The 17,341-nt window shown below is 46.9% G+C and carries 13 protein-coding genes and 1 tRNA gene; 4 read left to right on the plus strand and 10 right to left on the minus strand.

Going from position 1 to position 17,341, the window contains the following annotated elements; genetic code table 11:
- Positions 1-60 precede the first annotated feature (60 nt).
- Positions 61-648 (minus strand): L-threonylcarbamoyladenylate synthase, encoded by a 588-nt coding sequence (locus H6F56_RS00720; protein ID WP_190664883.1) that lies wholly within the window; start codon positions 646-648, stop codon positions 61-63.
- Positions 649-837: 189 nt separating this feature from the next.
- Between H6F56_RS00720 and H6F56_RS25660 the strand changes: the two genes are divergently transcribed.
- Positions 838-3,273 carry a beta strand repeat-containing protein gene (locus H6F56_RS25660; RefSeq protein ID WP_199312503.1) on the plus strand — a complete coding sequence of 812 codons (2,436 nt, stop codon included), beginning with the start codon at positions 838-840 and terminating at the stop codon, positions 3,271-3,273.
- A gap of 356 nt (positions 3,274-3,629) precedes the next feature.
- Here H6F56_RS25660 and prmC read toward each other — a convergent pair whose 3' ends face one another.
- From prmC to H6F56_RS00750, 5 genes are all read right to left on the minus strand, one after another.
- Positions 3,630-4,514: a peptide chain release factor N(5)-glutamine methyltransferase gene (gene prmC, locus H6F56_RS00730; protein WP_190664884.1), complete on the minus strand. Its 885-nt coding sequence runs from the start codon at positions 4,512-4,514 to the stop codon at positions 3,630-3,632.
- Between the two features lie 52 nt (positions 4,515-4,566).
- The gene (locus tag H6F56_RS00735; RefSeq protein ID WP_190664885.1) at positions 4,567-5,349 is read right to left on the minus strand and encodes a Tic22 family protein; all 783 of its coding nucleotides are present in this window, start codon (positions 5,347-5,349) and stop codon (positions 4,567-4,569) included.
- Positions 5,350-6,241: 892 nt separating this feature from the next.
- Positions 6,242-6,315, minus strand: a tRNA-Pro gene (locus H6F56_RS00740).
- A gap of 792 nt (positions 6,316-7,107) precedes the next feature.
- Positions 7,108-8,148, minus strand: a complete 1,041-nt coding sequence (locus H6F56_RS00745) for a pentapeptide repeat-containing protein (RefSeq protein ID WP_190664886.1) — start codon at positions 8,146-8,148, stop codon at positions 7,108-7,110.
- A gap of 188 nt (positions 8,149-8,336) precedes the next feature.
- Entirely contained in the window at positions 8,337-8,855 is a 519-nt protein-coding gene (locus H6F56_RS00750; RefSeq protein WP_190664887.1) for a hypothetical protein, read from the minus strand.
- Positions 8,856-9,089: 234 nt separating this feature from the next.
- On the opposite strand from H6F56_RS00750, the gene H6F56_RS00755 reads away from it, so the two are divergent.
- Positions 9,090-9,665 (plus strand): thioredoxin family protein, encoded by a 576-nt coding sequence (locus tag H6F56_RS00755; protein ID WP_190664888.1) that lies wholly within the window; start codon positions 9,090-9,092, stop codon positions 9,663-9,665.
- A gap of 19 nt (positions 9,666-9,684) precedes the next feature.
- Here the strand turns inward: H6F56_RS00755 and H6F56_RS00760 are convergent, their stop codons facing one another.
- Positions 9,685-10,533, minus strand: coding sequence for an alpha/beta fold hydrolase (locus H6F56_RS00760; RefSeq protein WP_190664889.1), 849 nt, complete (start codon positions 10,531-10,533; stop codon positions 9,685-9,687).
- 199 nt (positions 10,534-10,732) lie between these two features.
- Here H6F56_RS00760 and H6F56_RS00765 point away from each other — a divergent pair, with 199 nt between their 5' ends.
- The gene (locus H6F56_RS00765) at positions 10,733-11,800 is read left to right on the plus strand and encodes a RuBisCO accumulation factor 1 (RefSeq protein ID WP_190664890.1); all 1,068 of its coding nucleotides are present in this window, start codon (positions 10,733-10,735) and stop codon (positions 11,798-11,800) included.
- A 324-nt stretch (positions 11,801-12,124) separates the two neighbouring features.
- Here H6F56_RS00765 and cysC read toward each other — a convergent pair whose 3' ends face one another.
- From cysC to H6F56_RS00780, 3 genes are all read right to left on the minus strand, one after another.
- Positions 12,125-12,658 carry an adenylyl-sulfate kinase gene (cysC, locus tag H6F56_RS00770; RefSeq protein WP_190664891.1) on the minus strand — a complete coding sequence of 178 codons (534 nt, stop codon included), beginning with the start codon at positions 12,656-12,658 and terminating at the stop codon, positions 12,125-12,127.
- A gap of 199 nt (positions 12,659-12,857) precedes the next feature.
- On the minus strand, positions 12,858-13,289 hold the full coding sequence (locus tag H6F56_RS00775) for a hypothetical protein (RefSeq protein WP_190664892.1): 432 nt from the start codon (positions 13,287-13,289) through the stop codon (positions 12,858-12,860).
- A 2-nt stretch (positions 13,290-13,291) separates the two neighbouring features.
- Positions 13,292-14,734 (minus strand): SLC13 family permease, encoded by a 1,443-nt coding sequence (locus H6F56_RS00780; protein ID WP_190664893.1) that lies wholly within the window; start codon positions 14,732-14,734, stop codon positions 13,292-13,294.
- Between the two features lie 372 nt (positions 14,735-15,106).
- On the opposite strand from H6F56_RS00780, the gene H6F56_RS00785 reads away from it, so the two are divergent.
- Positions 15,107-16,426 (plus strand): hypothetical protein, encoded by a 1,320-nt coding sequence (locus H6F56_RS00785; RefSeq protein ID WP_190664894.1) that lies wholly within the window; start codon positions 15,107-15,109, stop codon positions 16,424-16,426.
- The last annotated feature ends 915 nt before the right edge of the window (positions 16,427-17,341 follow it).

The following is a 17,341-nucleotide window of genomic DNA, read 5'->3' on the forward strand; positions in this document are numbered from 1 at the left end:
ATTAACAATTAGCAATTAGCGAATCGCTGGCCGCTAACTCATAACTGATCTTCATTACGCTTAGATTAACTTTAGCGCTCCCTGGCGCAAGATTTCCCAACTGCTGCCAGTCCACTTGGCGACGGTGGAAGGAATACCAGCGTTTGGTGAGATTAACTCGGCTTTATCTAATCGCAGCGTGAAAACTTCAGGGAAGTGTGCTTCAATTTCTGCCATTGTTTGCAACGCCGGCTCACCGCTGCGGTTGGTGCTAGTCGTGGCCAGCGGGCCGGTTTGGGCTAGAATTTGCCGTGCTAGGGCGTAATTTGGCACTCTCACACCAATCGTTGTGGGTTCGAGTGGGTTCATTACTGCGGGGACGCGCTCGCTTGCCGGCAGCACCAATGTCAGGGCACCGGGCCAGTATTGATCCGCCACTTGTTGCCAAATTTGCAATTCTTCTGGGGTGCCGGTGACATAAGGCCACAGATCGGCTGCGTTTGCCCCCATTAAAATCAAAGGTTTGTTCGGTGTGCGCCGCTTGGCGGCAAAAATCAATTCCGCACAGTCAGGCCGACTAGCCAATGCCGGCACTGTATCCGTAGGAAAGCTGACTAATTTGCCAGATTTTGCGCCGGTTACGAGATGCTCTATGGAAACTTGTGTCATTTAGCAATTTTAGATTCAAGAATGTCCTATTCCAATTTCCTTAATTTTTGCGAGTCCTTGCTTAAAGGTTTTGAGGTTTTATACATATTTTTAGAGTATTGTCAAGATCAGTTTACTACTGAGTGTTTTTTGATCTTAATCTGAGCTAGTGAAATCTTGGCAAATAAAAGATTCTAAATACATGAGGTTTTGACCCGACAGCGTTGCAATCTCGCTCAAGCAGGCTGTAGTGCAATCGCTGACTTGATGGGAAAAGATACCTCATTCACTCCCTTAAAAATACAACAAGAAAGTCCTAAGAAAGAGGAAAAGATCATGGCGCTCAACGACAACTTTATTAATAGCTTTGGGCTTTACGGAAGTAACGGAACGACGATAGGTGACAACATTAATGCCACGAAAGAAACAGGCGAACCCAACCATGCAGGATTCACAGGGGGTACATCTGTTTGGTGGTCATGGACAGCTCCAGTAGACCGCGCGGCAACGATCGACACGTTTGGCAGTAACTTTGACACACTTTTAGGAGTGTACACCGGCTCTTCCGTATCAGGCTTGACGACAATTGCTAGTAATGATGATACGAATGGGCTTCAAAGCCAAGTCACATTTAATCCAGTCGCCGGCACAACTTACCAAGTTGCTGTTGATGGTTTTAGTGCAACCCAAGGAAACATCGTACTGAACTATCAGATTGAGGCACCAACCAACGACAACTTTATTGATAGCTCTGTGCTGATCGCAAGTCCTACTGCCGCAGCGATCACCGCAACGGGGGATAACTTTGGGGCTACTCAAGAAGCCGGTGAACCCAATCATGGAGGATACACAGAGGGTCAATCCGTTTGGTGGTCATGGACAGCACCCCTAACCCGCCAGACAACTATCAACACGTTTGGCAGTAACTTTGACACACTCCTAGGAGTACACACTGGCTCTTCCGTATCAGGTTTGACTACAATTGCCGCCATTGACGATAGTAATGGTGGAACTCAAAGCCAAGTCACATTTAATGCAGTTGCTGGCACAACTTACCAAATTGCTGTTGATGGGTATAGTACAAATGAAGGAAATATTTCACTAACACTAGATCAAGCTGATCAACCGGCTAATGACAACTTTGTTAATAGCGCTGTGCTAAGTGGGACTGATAATCGCCGGCTCACTGCAACGGGAGATAACATTAATGCGACTAAAGAAGCCGGTGAACCCAACCATGCAGGATTCACAGGGGGCGAATCTGCTTGGTGGACATGGACAGCGACAGGTAACGGCGAGACCACCATCAACACGTTTGGCAGTAGCTTTGACACCATGTTAGGAGTATACACCGGCTCTTCCGTATCAGCGTTGACGACAATTGCTGGCAACGACGATACTAACGCTGGAACTCAAAGTCAAGTCACGTTTAATGCAGTCGCCGGCACAACTTACCGAATTGCTGTTGATGGATTTAATCCAAGTGAAGGCAATATTTCACTGGCCCTGAATCAAACCCTTGGAACAGCCGGCAACGATAGTCTTGTGGGAAGCGCATCTAATAGTGTTATTGAAGGTTTAGCCGGCAACGACACCATTCTAGGCAATGCCGGTAACGATAGCCTCAATGGGGGTGATGGTAATGACTCTGTTGATGGTGGCATTGGCATCGACTCCCTAGTTGGTGGACTGGGCAACGACACCTATGGGGTAGACAGCGCCAGCGATATTATCATCGAAGCAGCCGCTGCTGGCACAGATAGCGTCAACGCCTCAGTTACACACACCTTGGCAGCCAATGTAGAAAATCTTACCCTCACCGGCAGCGCCCTGATCAATGGCACCGGCAACACACTCAATAACGTAATTAATGGCAACAGCGCTAATAATAGCCTCAGCGGCAGTGTCGGTAATGACTCTCTTAATGGCAATAGTGGCAACGACACCGTCAATGGCGGTGATGGTAACGACTCTCTCAATGGCGGTATTGGCATCGACTCTTTGATTGGTGGACTAGGCAATGACATCTACGTGGTAGACAGCGCCAGCGATATTGTCACCGAAGCAGCCAGCGCGGGCACAGATATCGTCAATTCCTCGGTTACACACACCTTGGCAGCCAATGTCGAAAATCTTACCCTCACCGGCAGCGCCCTGATCAATGGCACCGGCAACATACTCAATAACGTAATTAATGGCAATAGTGCCAATAATAGCCTCAATGGCAGTGCCGGTAATGACTCGCTTTCCGGAGGGGCCGGCAATGACAGCCTAACAGGCGGAAGTGGTAGCGATCAGTTTATCTACAACACAAATGCTGCATTTACAGCAGCCAGTGTCGGTGTAGATATTCTCACAGACTTTGCCGGCGCTGCTGCCGGTGACAAAATCCTTCTTGACAGGACAACGTTTACAGCGATTAGCAGTGCTGCGGGAACTGGGTTTAGCCTAGCTTCGGAGTTTGCCCGTGTAGGAAGTGATGCTGCTGCTGCCACAAGTACAGCAGATATTGTCTATAACTCAGCCAATGGCAACTTATTCTACAACCAGAATGGAAGTGCGGCTGGCTTTGGAACAGGTGCTTTATTTGCCACTTTAAGCGGTGCTCCTGCCTTAGCCGGCACAGACTTCATGATTCAGATTTAGGTAATGATTCTGACAATCCAGCGATTTTCCATTACCGATAGTGCCAGCGCTTTAAAGTAATTTTGTTGAGGGTCAACAATTTATAAGAAGCGCTGCACTATATCTATTTAAATGGCAATAAAACATCCAGGTTTAGCTTAATTAATGATTTTTTTATTCACACAATTGGTATGGAAGGTTTAAATCTAACAAATAATTACTTTCTTAACATCCCAATTTATAAAATAGGGCAGAGCGAAGCAAGAAGCAATATTTTTTGCTGCACTAAGTTACGAGGCTCATAGGACATGGAATGCTTAGTATGAATATTCAACTTATAAGTGGCTGCTAATTGTGCAAATATCGTCTAATCTTAACTAATCGGTGACAAAGGCCATCGCAAAGCGCTCAACACCGGCTAAATCAGGGAATATTTGAATTTTCTCATAACTCCCTTGCCGGCTTAATAATTCCAGCACAGCCTCAGCCTGTCCTGCCATCATTTCAATCAGCCAAATCCCACCGGGACGCAAATATGTCGGCGCGGTTTCTACCAAATGCCGGATGCAGTCCAAGCCATCCTCACCACCGGCAAGCGCCAGGTGTGGTTCGTGTTTGGTGACTTCGGGTTGCAACTGCGCTATGATGCCGGCGGGAATATAGGGCGGGTTAGAAACCATGCCACTGAGCCGGTTTTTTAAAGCGTCCAAAGGCTCAAACCAAGAACCTTGATAAAACTGAATTCTGTCTGCAAACCCTAACTGCTGGGCGTTTTGTTGCGCGATGGCCAAAGCAGCGGGGCTGAAATCTATAGCATGAATTGTTGTATTTCTCAATGCTTCTGCTAGCCCGATTGCGATTGCTCCGCTGCCGGTGCCTAAATCTGCCCAATGTCCTTGCTGTAGCTCGGTTGTAGAACAGGCAACCGTCAAATCGATAAGGCACTCGGTTTCTGGACGTGGGATCAGGACTGCCGGTGAAACAGTTAGGGAAAAATTTCGCCAGGGTGCGCGTCCTACTAAATATTGAACCGGCACTCGTTCAGATAAGCGCCGGTTCCATAGTTGGGTGAGTTCAGGCAAAGGTAGTTGCAGGAGAATTTGCGAACGCTCCTTAAAAGATTCCAGCCGCAACGCTAAGCGGTCAAGACCGGCTACCTCTTGCAGTAGCCAGTCCACTTCTGCCGGTGGGATATCTGCCGCCACTGCACCCGCCTTCGCCTCAACTCGCCAATGCCAAAGCTCTAACCCTGAGACAACCATGCAATTTTAGATTTTAGATTTTAGATGATTCTAAAACTAAAATCCAAAATTCCTATCGTCGAGGAGCCGGCGCAGGTGCAGCTTGACCTGCTGGGGCTGCCGGTTGGTTGGCGCGTAAATACTCAATTGTCTCGCGGGGTGGGATCAGCACCAGTTGGTTCAGTTGGGGATCATCACTTTTTTGCAGCGTCTCAATGACGCCTTCGAGATCCACAACCTTAATTTGCACTTTGCCGGCTAAATCAGGCTGTTGTTGCTCAAAGCGGGCAACCATCGTCTGCAAGTCATCTTTGTTAAAGAAGATAGGGATCACGCTTTGCTCACCCTGTTGAATCGTCAGGTAGCCTTTATCTGGCCCACCTGTCGCCACAAACATTGGCACCCCGTTAAATTGGCTAACGTCCTGCCCCTGTTGCTTTAGCAATGCCACGGCAGCATCTACTTGCTGCTTCATCGGCACATAAGCAATTTCCAGCTCATCTGGCTTGTCTTCGCTGTCTTGACCCATCTGGTAAACTTCAGCTAGGGACACCGGCACGACTTTCACCGTTCCAGCCAGTTGAGGATCTTTGGCTTTTAGCTTATCAATGAATGCCTGAGCATCCAGCTGACTAATAAAAATGCCGGCAACTGAAGTTTGCTTGTCTCCATTGGGAACGGTTGCTGTTAGGGGTGCTCCCTGTGCGTCAGTAATGGTAAAGACCGGCACCAGTTTCAGCTTTTCCATAATTTGATCTTCGGGCAATGCCAGCGCTTTGATGCTGCCGGTTAGCGGAGCTAGCAAAACAGTGCCAATTAAACCCAACGTAGCGCTCCACCGAATCAGTGATTTCATAATTTCTCCTAGTCTTGATATTGCAACTGTGTAAGAAAAAGCGGAACTTTTGTACGATCAAAACATCTTTATTTTTTTCTCAGATTTATCTGGCTGAACGACTGAGTTGCAAATTTTCCTTAATATATTTTCAGGTTGCTCACTCATCGTCAAGCGTTTAATTTATTCCATACTCCTGCTACTGGTTTATAACCTCTGCCGCTTGCTGTAACTGCTCTGAGCGTTAATGATGCCACCCCTTGCCTGATAAAACAACCCGCTCAGGCTAACACAAAATTGTTATCCACTACAGAATCGTTCAGATCCGTTAATTTTTCCCGAATCTATACAGTGCTGCCGGCTTGGAGGACTCAACCGTACTTGACTCAGCCCTTTAGGAAAGAGTTCCACTTAGAAGTTGAACCCAATTGCCTTTCAAGGCATAAGAATTATCTTTATCCCTCGGTAACTGGCTGGGTCTTGCTGGTAGGATGTTAACACAAACGCCGCTCTTTGATTGCTGGAAATCATACTCCTTTCAGAGGATTGCCTCTATTTAGTTTTTCTGAGAGGAAATTTTACCGGATCGTTCTATTTTCTCTCTGAATGTTTAAACTTATGGTTAATCAATCATGCCTTAGTGCTATCACTTTATTTAAAATATGCGAATAAATATCCTTTTTATCCTGTCCTTAGCAGAATAAACAGATATTGGCCGTTTAATCATCAAACACTACTTAAACGGAATCATTAATAAATTATCATCTCCCTCTTTGGGAGAGTCGGCAATTTTCCTAACCGATGATCTAAAAATATCTATCTTTAGGATGAGGGAATTACTAAGTTGTTTAAACAATAGCTTTCAAGCCGGCAACAGAAGTGCCGGTGAAGGCTAGTCAGTCTAAAAATTAAATCGGGATGACAGGATTTGAACCTGCGGCATCCTGCTCCCAAAGCAGGCGCGCTACCAAGCTGCGCTACATCCCGTTTTTCTCTTGTTCTATTCTATGGCAGTTTGCCCACAGAATGATACACTTTTTTATCTTTCTTCTGATTTTAGCTAACGACGCACCGCTTCCCTAGGGTCAAGGTGACGAAGCTTCAAGGCGCGATAATCAGCAGACCCGCATCTCACACGATACAAGGTTTTGTTAAACTCAGCAACCCAAGTGGATGTTTCTTGTCTTCGCTTGTTTTGCCGTGCTTGTTGGTAAGAGTGGCACTGATGACGCCTGTAAGTTTTGCCGTTAACGGTAGCAGAGAACCCGAAGTTTTCTTCAGGTTGCTCGGTCTTACAGGATTTGCAAAGTTTCATAGAACTTGCCAAGCCAGTTACCAAGCCGCGCTATATTCCAGTAGTCTTATATTATAGTACACTTTGCCCTCAAGAGCAAGCGAGAGATGTAAATAAATTCCCGGCTGCGGAAAATTTGGCGCGGGTAACCACATAGGAAGAGAACTAAATGAAGCAGCTATAGCCCTACTCTGTGATTGGTTAATGCTCATGACCACCAAAAGCTCGGAGTACCGGCATCTTGCTCGCTAGAAATCTTACAAGCAATTTAGGATTGCTATATCCGTAGCGTCAATCGGGCGATAAGCAAGGAAGAAACGGAATCAGAAGCGAATGAATAGACACTTGAACAATTACGCCGGCACCCACTTGAATTAAAGAATTACTGAAAAACCGCATCAAAAAGTTAGCCCAATTTTAAAATTGAACTGTTAAATCGAGTATTTATATTCAGGTAAACTCGCAATTTTTCTTGTTAAAATCTGCTATTGATATATTTTGCCATTGGGTAAGATGGCTCCCTTGAGCTTGATTCCCTGACGATTTGCGTCCGCTACATTCGCATTTCGCAAGTTCGCTCTCGTCAAATCTGCCTCAGACAAATTGGTGCCAATTAGATGTGCGCCACTCAGGTTCGCGCCGGCAAGATTAGCACCGCTCAAGTTCGCTTGAATCAAATAAGCGCCAGTGAGATTTGCTAAGCTCAAGCCGGCACCACTCAAGTTCGCGCCGGTTAGCAGTTTTCCACTTAAATCAGCGCCACTCAATTCTGCCCCACTCAGATTAACCCCACTCAGATTAGCCTGCTTTAAACAAGTATTTCTTAAGTCTGTCTTACTCAAGTTTGTCTTACTCAAATTGGCACGTCCTAACATTGCTTCACTTAAATCGGCTTCGCTGAGATTCGCCCCATTTAAATGCGCGTTGTTTAGATTCGCTGAGTTTAGGTTCGCGCCTGCCAAGTTTGCCTGAGATAAATCAGCCTCGCTCAGGTTTGCTTGCCGTAGCTTTGCCCCACGGAGGTTTGCCTTGCTCAGGTTAGCCTTACTCAAGTCTGCCTTGTTCAAACTGGCTTGGGTGAGATTGGCTCCGCTCAAATCGGCTTTGCTGAGATTGGTGCCAATCAAGTAGGTGTGACTAAGGTGGCTCTTGCTGAGATTGGCTCCGCTGAGGCTAGCGCCGCTCACATCTGCGCCCGTCAGGATCGCTCCAGTCAAGTTGGCTCCGCTCAAATCAGCCCAGTTTAAGTGTGCGCCGCTCAGATCCGCTCCACTCAAGTCGGCTCCACTCAGATTCGCCCCGCTGAGACTTGCTCCATGCAGGTTAGCTTTAATGAGTTTGGCTCCCCTCAAATCGGCTTTGCTTAAACCGGCTCCACTGAGATACGCCCCACTCAAATCTGTCTCACTGAGATCCGCTTTACTTAAGCTAGCCCGACTAAAATCTCTCGCCCCTGATGCGTAGCGTTGGAGCAGTTCATCACGGGTGAAGCTCTGTCTTGGCCCAGTAATCACGTTAGCTATCATAATAAGTACACTTTGTTAAATTTGTTTATGGTTCTATTCAAATTGTATTGAAAATTACAACTCAGTATAAACCGCAAATTCCCTGAACTTTCATTAAAATCTATTTAAACGTCTCAAATTATTTATTTTTTTAATAAAAATTAACATTACGTTAAAATTTCAGGGATTTTCTGCATACTTCCAGCGTTTTATTCTTGCCGATCCCGGCACTCTTTTTCCTCTGGGCCATAAGGATGAATGGCACAAATTAAGTAGTGGCCCCCATAGTGCTGACCATGATAATAGCGGCAGCCTAAACAAGGCTTAGGCGAAGCCTTCAACCGGCCATTGCGGTGTTCTCCCTGATCGCTGCCCTCCGCCGAAGTCGGCATCATTGGCCGGATACCGTAGTCGATCTGAAGCCGTTGAATAATGCCATCGGCTGAGTGGATAGCGCGGCGAATAACTTCCAGTGTTGAAAGCGCCGGCATCTCTAGCTCCATTACAATCTGCCGGTTGAGTGTGTCCGTTTGCATCGTGCAGTGGGTAATGCTACCGCCGTGTTCCTGCAAGGTTTGAGAAATCGCCATAAGCACCCCACTAGCAGACATACAATAACCCGATAGATGAATGCGTTCTGTGTCTGTGGTGGCTTGAATAATCAAGCTAGCAGGAGTGATGAACCCCTCTGGAACTGCTGAGGAGTTCGGCTTTAAAAAATTTATCATTGTTGTTTTTAACTGGGAGTGCGCCCTTATTTATCTGATGCTCTACATCTAAGGGTGCGGGTGTGGTCTCTAAATCCTCCTAAAGATAGATTTGCAGATATTTTTGAAAAGTAATTTTCAGCGTTTAAATTTATTTTTTCCTTTCAACTGATAGCAAAGCAAACTTTCACTTGTGTGCCTAGATCGCCTGCCTTTAAACTGATGAAATAAATTAAAGATTGAGCAGCGAATGTTATGGCATTAACCCCGTCAACAATGTTGGCGCTAAAAACTCAAGCGCCGGATTTTCATCTGCCAGATGTCGTTTCCGGTCAAACAATATCTCTGGCCACATTTGCCGGCAAAAAAGCGCTGCTGGTGATGTTTATTTGCCGGCACTGCCCTTTCGTCAAGCACATACAGACAGAACTCGCGCAAATTGGCAAAGACTATGCCGGCGAAAATGTTGGCATCCTGGCGATCAGCGCCAACAATGCGGCAACCCATCCGGAGGATGCCCCCGATAAACTTAAAACAATGGCGCAAGAACTTGGCTTCACCTTCCGCTACGGTTATGACCCCAGCCAAGAAACAGCCAAAGCTTACACAGCCGCTTGCACACCAGACTTTTTCGTATTTGATGCCAACCGGCAACTGGTGTATCGGGGCCAATTGGACGACAGCCGGCCCAGCAACGGGCTGCCTGTCACCGGCAAAGATTTGCGATCTGCGCTTGATGCGGTGCTAGCCGATCAGCCAGTCAACCCAGAACAAAAGCCTAGCATCGGCTGCAATATTAAGTGGAAACCAGGGAATGAACCGGGGTATTAGCAAAATGGAAAAGACTGGGCTAAATTTCTTGCCGGCGCAAAAATGGAATTAGTGCATTAGACACCTTTTCAGACCAATGTTCTTGTGGGTAATGTCGGCCTTCTTCTAGTTTGACAACTTCTGCATTTTGAAGGCTGTTAGCGAAGCTTTGTGCCTGGGAGAAAGGCAGCCAAGGATCATTCATTCCCCAGATCATCAACGTGGGTTGCTGCCATGCAGGAAAGCCGGCGGCAATTTCTGCCATTGCCGGAACCATCTGTATATTTCTGACGGTGTAGAGCAAACTGCGTCCGGCGTCGGAACTCTTGAGAAATGGACGCCGGTACACATCTAAATCTTTATCAGATATTTGGTAGCCGCTACCGCCTTCCAGCGTTCGGTCAACCAGTAGCGGGTCTTGCGTCATCATATCTCCCACAAGCGGCAAACCCAATTGCTTAATCTTCCAAGGCAACTTGGCATCTGTCGTCACTGGCGTATTGAGAATCACTAAGCGCTCAATTTGCTCTGAATGACGCAGCGCATATTGCAAACCGGCAGAACCCAAAAATCCCTGAACCACTAAATAAAATCGCTCAATTTCCAAAGCTGCAATAAAGCCGGCAAGGGCGTCAATAAACGCATCTGGGGTATAGGCAAAGTCGCGCCGGTCTGGTTTAGACGATAAGCCAAACCCGATCCAGTCTGGAGCAATTGCGCGAAAACCTTGCTCTGCCAAAGCCGGCAAAACTTCATTCCAGCTGTAACTCTGGGAGGGTAAACCGTGCAGCAACAGCACCGGCAGCTTATCACTCTTGCCAATGGGCTTAGCTTGCCGGTAAAACCACTTCAGCTTCCCTACCTCAATCAATTGTTCGTCAATTGCCACGATGTCTCCCCATGCCGGTGCTCGCTAACTGTTCGAGCTTACCGCCCAACGGGATTGCTGAGCAAGCCGCTTGTTAGTCAGATAAACCAAGGCAGGGGAACGCAATCGCGCTAAATTGAATAAATCCCTTAGTCGTTAGCTTTTGGCAAACGCATTGCAAATTGCTAAGTGATAAAACCTTTGTTTGCTGGCTCCTACGATGACTGAAACACCACAAGACAGCCCAAATCCCGAACATAAAGACTTAATATTCTCCCTACGGCGCAAAGAAGGCACCTGGGTAGAATGGGGACAAGCCTGCCAAACCCTGCAAAAAGCCGGTTACAACCCCCAGGAAATATTTGAAGAAACCGGCTTTGAACCGATCCAGCAAAATCAAGTAATCGTCGGTGCTCAAGTCTACAGCTCAATGGTGAGTACCGGCGTTTCAGAGGCAGCGCGAGAATACTTTGAGCGTCGCGGCAGCGAGATCCTGTATGAATTACGCATTCTGACGCAGCCGGAACGTGCCGCCGCCGCCGAATTAATCGTTGCCCAATCGCTAGATATCGAAGCCTCCCGTGACGTTGCTAAAGCAATTAAAGACTTCTCCCGGCTTGGGAAGTTACCAGAAGGCTTTACCAACCATCCGGGTGATGCCACTGCTTATTACTTTTGGAAACTCGCCAAACAAAAAGCCGATTTACAAGAGCGATCACGTTTCATTGCTCAAGGCTTGAGGTTTGCACACACGCAGACAGCTAGGCAACAAGTAGAGAAACTGCTGACAGACTTTAGCGTAGTGTCATCACAACCGGCCCCTCGCTTGCCGGTTTACCGTCTGGAAACCTCCGATGAACTGCCCCGCGTTTTGCCAATTGTCGGGAAGATGCCCCTGACATCCGCAGAATTGCAAGCTGTGACGCCGGTGCAGGAAACTGGGCCATTTAAAATCATTCATTCAGTCGCAAACCAAGCCTGGGTTCCGATTCCTGGCTGGCAAGTGCTGCGCCAAGCCGAAGATCCCATCGTCATTTTGTGTGACAGCGAACAACTGCCCAGTCCACTTCCGGGCAAACCCGAAGAAGTGTTAATCGTTGTAGACAGAACCCAGCAAGAATGGGATGCCAACAACTACTTTTTAGTAGAAACTGCCGGCCAGTTGCAATTGCATTGGTTTCCAGAAAGCCCAGACATCCCCATTATCGGGCGAGTGATTTTAATCATGCGTCCGAAAAAAGTTTTGGATGAAGAGTTTACAAAAGATCCTTGGCAAATTGATGAATAAAGGTATGGGGCAAAACTACGCCCACCAAGAGGGATAGCTTTTGTTGTCGTCCTTTACCCTAACTGAGGAATAAAGCAGGGGACAGGGATTGAGGAAGTAAAAAGTTTTCTTGATACTTCCTCAATCCCTCTCTATCGCTTCAACTGTTTTTCCACAGCATTCACCTTTAGGATCATGCTTAAAAAAGCAAAGGGTGAGAAGAAAATCAACTCAAAACTGAGAACTGATCAGTCAGAATTTATAGAGAATTCTCCTGCCGCACCCTTCGCATTTGAAGAGATAACCGGCATCATTGCTAGACAGTTGCCGGCCCGATTTCACATTTCACTTAGGAAGATAGCCGGCGGCTTCCAACTTCTGCAAAACTTTCATCGCACTTTCTTCCTCACTCTCCTGATCGGTGTGACATTCCACATCCGGGTCAGTGGGTGACTCATAAGGGTCATCAATGCCGGTGAAGTTCTTAATTTGTCCCGCCCGCGCCTTTTTGTAAAGCCCTTTCACGTCGCGATCTTCACACACTTGCAGGGGCGCATTGACATAAACCTGAACAAAATCCCCAATCCGTCCGCGCACCTCATCTCGAATCTCACGATAGGGCGAGATCGCAGAAACTAAGACAATCACTCCATTACGCGTCAACAGATGCGCTACAAAGCCGATGCGGCGGATATTCTCATCACGGTCTTCTTTACTGAAACCTAACCCTTTGGTCAAGTTCTCACGCACAATGTCGCCGTCGAGAACTTCTACTAAGTACCCGCGCTCTCGCAGTTTCTTCTCCACTGCGCGACTAATCGTGGTCTTACCGGCACCACTGAGTCCTGTAAACCACACTGTCACCCCACGTTGTTCCATCTTTGCTCAACTCTCGACTTTTTGCGATTTTAGATTTTAGACTTTAGATTTTAGCCTTGCGTGCAGTCCAAAATCCAAAATATACTGCAAGCCGGTACAAAAAGTGCGGATTAGGTGGCCGGTCACTTTCGGACATGGCTTAAAAATCCACCTTTCCATCACTGCGCGTTTGGGCAATCGTACTGGCATCCAGTGTCAATTACTCTTCCTCAATCCATTCAATTTGTCCTAACATCTTCTCTAATTTGCCGGCAAGCGACGAGGAACCGCTCACCATAACCGTTGTGGGTTTCTGATTTAAAAGCTCTTGAATGTATTTTTGAGGCGACATCTCTTTAACATTCGTTTCCACAGCAATCCCCGCTTGAGAAAACCGGCTTTGCGCTTCCTGTAGAATGTCTGTAGCCAATGCGCGATAGCCTTCTAACATCGAAGTTTCTAGATTTCGCAACGCCCCAGAACCTAGCCAACCTTGCTGGCCCAAGCCGCGCACTATATCAGCGACAGAACCCGGATCGATTAAAAACACCACATTCATGCCGGCATCGGCAAGCTTAGCTGCCTCCAGCGCCCGATTCAGTCCTTTTTCGTAAGCATAGAGGTTCGTCAACACGAGCACCTGGGTTGCCATTCCTACCACCTCAAACCCACGAGAGGCCAGTACAGTTTACTCATCGCTAAAAAAAACAAAAAAGTGAGAATATCTAGCCAAATTCCCAAGCGCAAGACGGCTAGGGGGCGAACAAACCCGCTGCCGACTGCGATCGCAATCGCCGGCGTGCTAACGGGAAACATGAAGCCCAAGCCGGCAGGCACAACAACACCTAGTGTAATCGCATGGGGATCGATGCCGTAGTTAGATGCCAAAGATAGCGCCACCGGCATCAGCATTGCCACCGTTGCCGCATTGCTCATAAACTCTGTCAGGCCAAGCGCGATGAGTACAACCGCAGCAAAAATTACTAGGGGTGATTCAATTCCCAAAGCAAGCAGTTGCTTTGTCAGCGCTTCCGCTGCGCCGGTATCTCGCAATGCAGCACTCAGGGCGATCGCACTGCCATACATCACGAAAATTCCCCAATTGACATCCTCCTCTACCTCGCGCCAATCGGCAATGCCCAGCACAAATGCCAAGGACACCCCTAAAAATCCTACTGTTGCCAGTCCTAAACGATCTCCTTGAAAGATCCATAAAACAATCGTCAGCAGCATCACACCGGCAGTATAAATTTCCCGCTGAGAAATGGGACCCAGCTTGTTATTGCGGGCTTCTAGAAACTGCTGTGCTGCCGGTAGAGAGACCTCTTCGCCTCGCCCCGCGATCAGCAGCACGATGCCGGCTGCCAGCAACAGTACCAGCACTACTGGAATTGACCACAGTGTCCACTGTACGAAGCTAATCGTCTCGCCGGTGGCATTCTGCAAGATCCCCAAAGCTAGCGGCCCTCTTGCGCCACCTAGTAATGTTGTATTAGAGCCAATCACCGCACCCCACGCCATCGCCAAAAAAGCCGCAAAACCAAAACTCCCTCCCGGCTTGCCACCGGCAGCACGGACGACCTCAAGCACGATTGGGAACAGCATCGCGGCAACTGCGTGGGCGTTAATAAAACAAGACATCACCGCCGCCAAACCCAAAATAGACAATATCAGCGCACTTTGATTACGGCCAAACCGGCTCACCACGGCTAAGGCTAAACGAGTGCTGAGTCCGGATCGCATGATCGGGCTGGTGAGGATCAGTGCGCCCAACACGAAAAACACCGCTTGATCGCCAAAGTAAACGTAGGTACTTTTCGTGGAAATCGCACCGCTAAAGGGTAATAAGAACAGAATCAACAAGCCGGTGACGGCAAGCGGTAGGGTATTGGTCGCCCACAAGAAAACAGCGACGCCAAACACAGCTAAGGAGCGCCTAGCCTCAATTGAAAAACCTGGAAGCGGTAACACCAGGATGGCTGCGTAAATTGCCGCTGCCATTATGTACCAGAGCCAGCGGCCCTCTTCAGAGCGACAAAAGCGCCCAAAAGAGCGCAGACGCTCCAATATCAACGAAGAAATCGGTTTGCTGTCCATGCCTGTTTTGAAAATTTACTGAGCCATTCTGTCGCTTCACTTTTGAAGTGATGGGCGAAGTTTGTTATGGAAATTCGGCTTTTTATTCGCTTAGAACTCGCGTTATTTACTATCAGCATTCCAAGATTTTTCTTAAATCTCGATTGCCTCTGGCACGCAAACTTGGCCGGTGTGGCAGCTTGAGAATACTAACAGAGTGAAGCACGACTTTAAACCGGCTCATTTTATATTAAGAAAATTTAACCAATAGGGGTAAATTGTTTAATCAGAGTTATACAGTAAAAAGCATTTCTTTAGCTCACGCTAGATTGCTGTAGCTTAGCGGCCTTCTGGCGGGCACTCTAAAAGCAATCAAAGTAAGGTTGTGTCGTTATGTCTCGCCTCAATAATCGCGCTTTTGAAATTTTGCGTGTCGAAGTCTTTAAATGCTCTGGAAATGATATAGCCGGCAAAGTACAGCGGGATATTGCCCTGAAGCGGTTAGAAAAACTGCGGATGCAAAATGGATCGCCGGCTACATTTGCAGAACTGCGTCAGACAGTCAGCGATATTTTGCCGAATTTCAATGAGAAAGTGCTGAAAGAGGCGGCAAATGCTAATAAGCCGAAGGGAATGTTCGGTTTACTCATGTTTGCAACCGCTTCCGTTGCCGCTGCTGCTGGGTTTATCTGGGTGGCAAATCTACCGTTTCCGATGATTCGTAAGCCGGTGGCTTCGGTGGCACCTCTGATCTTGCTGCCAAGCTACATTAAGATGGATAACGACTACCGGCAAGCCATCTCTTTGGTGGAACAAGCCGACCAACTGGTTAACAAAGCAAGCGGGCCGGCTGATATTAATTTAGGCGCAGAAAAAGTTACGAAAGCACAAAAACACCTGAACGGACTGCCGGTGTGGTTTTTGGGCTATGAACCGAAGTTTTATTGCAGTTTCTTTGGCTGTAGTTGGAAGTTTACCTATGATGAATTTGAAATAGCCCGTAAACAGATCGGGCGCATGGAAGCAACAATCTTCCAAGAAAAGAATGCTCAAACTTTGTTATCTCAAGCAGAAGAAGGACTGAACGCAGCCAAACAGCAATATCAGCAGGCTAAACCAGGGGCAGATCAACAAAAAGCGATTGCGGCTTGGCAAGTCAGTATCGACCAAATGGGAGAGATTCCAGAATCTACTTTAGCAAATCTAATGGCGCGGAAAAAACTGCAAGCTGCTCAACGCGATTTTGCAGAAGTTGTGGGTGATACAGATGGGCGTCAGCGTACAAATACATTAATTGAAGCTGCCAAAACATTTGCGATGGCAGCAGCCGAATCTTCCCAAAATCCGCCCCATAGTGCAGATGAGTGGGGCCAGATTGCTGATTTATGGGAGCAAGCAATTAATCAACTCAAGCTCGTGCCATTACAAGATTCTGGCTACACTGATGCTGTTTCAAAAATTGCTCAGTATCAGAAAAACTTGGGAATTGTCACAACGCGCCAGAAAGCTGAGCAAGAATCTGTGGAAGCATTACAACAGGCAAAACGCCAGATTCCAAACTTGCAACGATTAGCCAATGCTGAAACTGAGAGTGGCGCTATAGCCGGCCAAATACAGGAAATTATCACTGATTTAGAAAATGTTAAAACCGGCACCACCGCTTATTCAGAAGCCCAAGATTTGTTGAAATTTGCACGAGCAAAACTTAAGTAGCTTTAATTTAAAGTAATTTAGTTACTTGAAAGCAAAGCCGGCTTGTTACAATTCCAGTAAGTCGGCTTTTTTTTCTTAAACAATTTTATATATGAAAAACCTGATAGAGATTTAAACTACAACATTCAAGAATTTTATTTAAAATATGTTTAACTACAAGATATTTTAAATAAAATTATTCAGACAATTTTTTAGGGAGTGCTTTCGCGTAGCGTGCGCGTCAGCGCAAACATCTGGCTCCCTGGTTGAGTAGCGAGCTATCACTTTTCTCAATTAATTGTCATAATATGAGCCGGCAAGCTGCCGACTAGAAATCTGACTACCTATTTAGGATTGCTATATCTGGCAAAATAATATTTAAACTAAAACGGTATATGATTCCTCACCCCATTTAAAGAGAAATATATACTCATTTTTTTTAGCAACCAAGACTTTTCCTATAAAATTGGCAATCTAAACTGTAAAATTCGACATTGGAAGGGGATGCAACATCTGCATATTCGCGCTAAAATACCATACTTTAATTGATCACAGCATTTAGGCTGGGTGCAGCAGTGTAAGAAGGAGCAGAATTTGTTGCAGAAGTTACAACACAGCCCCAAAGCAGTTGGGGTACTTTTACCTAATAGCGTAAAATCGAATATTTTTAAGCGGTTAAGTGATGAAAACATCGAGTTATGGACACCGGCATCAAAGGGGCAAATATTTTGAAAAGATGCAGTAGGATTTAATACTGCACTGCCAAGACCTAAAATTTGCTGCCGGCATCAAGCTGGAACATCCCCCAACAAATAACCATCAAGCGCTAACATCCCAACACAGCCCAAGGGCGTTACTCAAACCGCGCACCGGCGATACGCTCACCTGGGGTACGGAAAAACTTAACATAGATTCAATCTGCTGATTCCTTGCCAA

Origin of the sequence: Microcoleus sp. FACHB-672, assembly GCF_014695725.1 — a bacterium.
Taxonomy (GTDB): Bacteria; Cyanobacteriota; Cyanobacteriia; order Cyanobacteriales; family Oscillatoriaceae; genus FACHB-68.

Excerpts from the sequence above, each read along its gene's own strand:
- H6F56_RS00720 (WP_190664883.1), bottom strand. The coding sequence starts at position 648 with ATGACACAAGTTTCCATAGAGCATCTCGTAACCGGCGCAAAATCTGGC.
- prmC (WP_190664884.1), bottom strand. The coding sequence starts at position 4,514 with ATGGTTGTCTCAGGGTTAGAGCTTTGGCATTGGCGAGTTGAGGCGAAG.
- H6F56_RS00735 (WP_190664885.1), bottom strand. The coding sequence starts at position 5,349 with ATGAAATCACTGATTCGGTGGAGCGCTACGTTGGGTTTAATTGGCACT.
- H6F56_RS00745 (WP_190664886.1), bottom strand. The coding sequence starts at position 8,148 with ATGATAGCTAACGTGATTACTGGGCCAAGACAGAGCTTCACCCGTGAT.
- H6F56_RS00750 (WP_190664887.1), bottom strand. The coding sequence starts at position 8,855 with ATGATAAATTTTTTAAAGCCGAACTCCTCAGCAGTTCCAGAGGGGTTC.
- H6F56_RS00755 (WP_190664888.1), top strand. The coding sequence starts at position 9,090 with ATGGCATTAACCCCGTCAACAATGTTGGCGCTAAAAACTCAAGCGCCG.
- H6F56_RS00765 (WP_190664890.1), top strand. The coding sequence starts at position 10,733 with ATGACTGAAACACCACAAGACAGCCCAAATCCCGAACATAAAGACTTA.
- cysC (WP_190664891.1), bottom strand. The coding sequence starts at position 12,658 with ATGGAACAACGTGGGGTGACAGTGTGGTTTACAGGACTCAGTGGTGCC.
- H6F56_RS00775 (WP_190664892.1), bottom strand. The coding sequence starts at position 13,289 with ATGGCAACCCAGGTGCTCGTGTTGACGAACCTCTATGCTTACGAAAAA.
- H6F56_RS00780 (WP_190664893.1), bottom strand. The coding sequence starts at position 14,734 with ATGGACAGCAAACCGATTTCTTCGTTGATATTGGAGCGTCTGCGCTCT.
- H6F56_RS00785 (WP_190664894.1), top strand. The coding sequence starts at position 15,107 with ATGTCTCGCCTCAATAATCGCGCTTTTGAAATTTTGCGTGTCGAAGTC.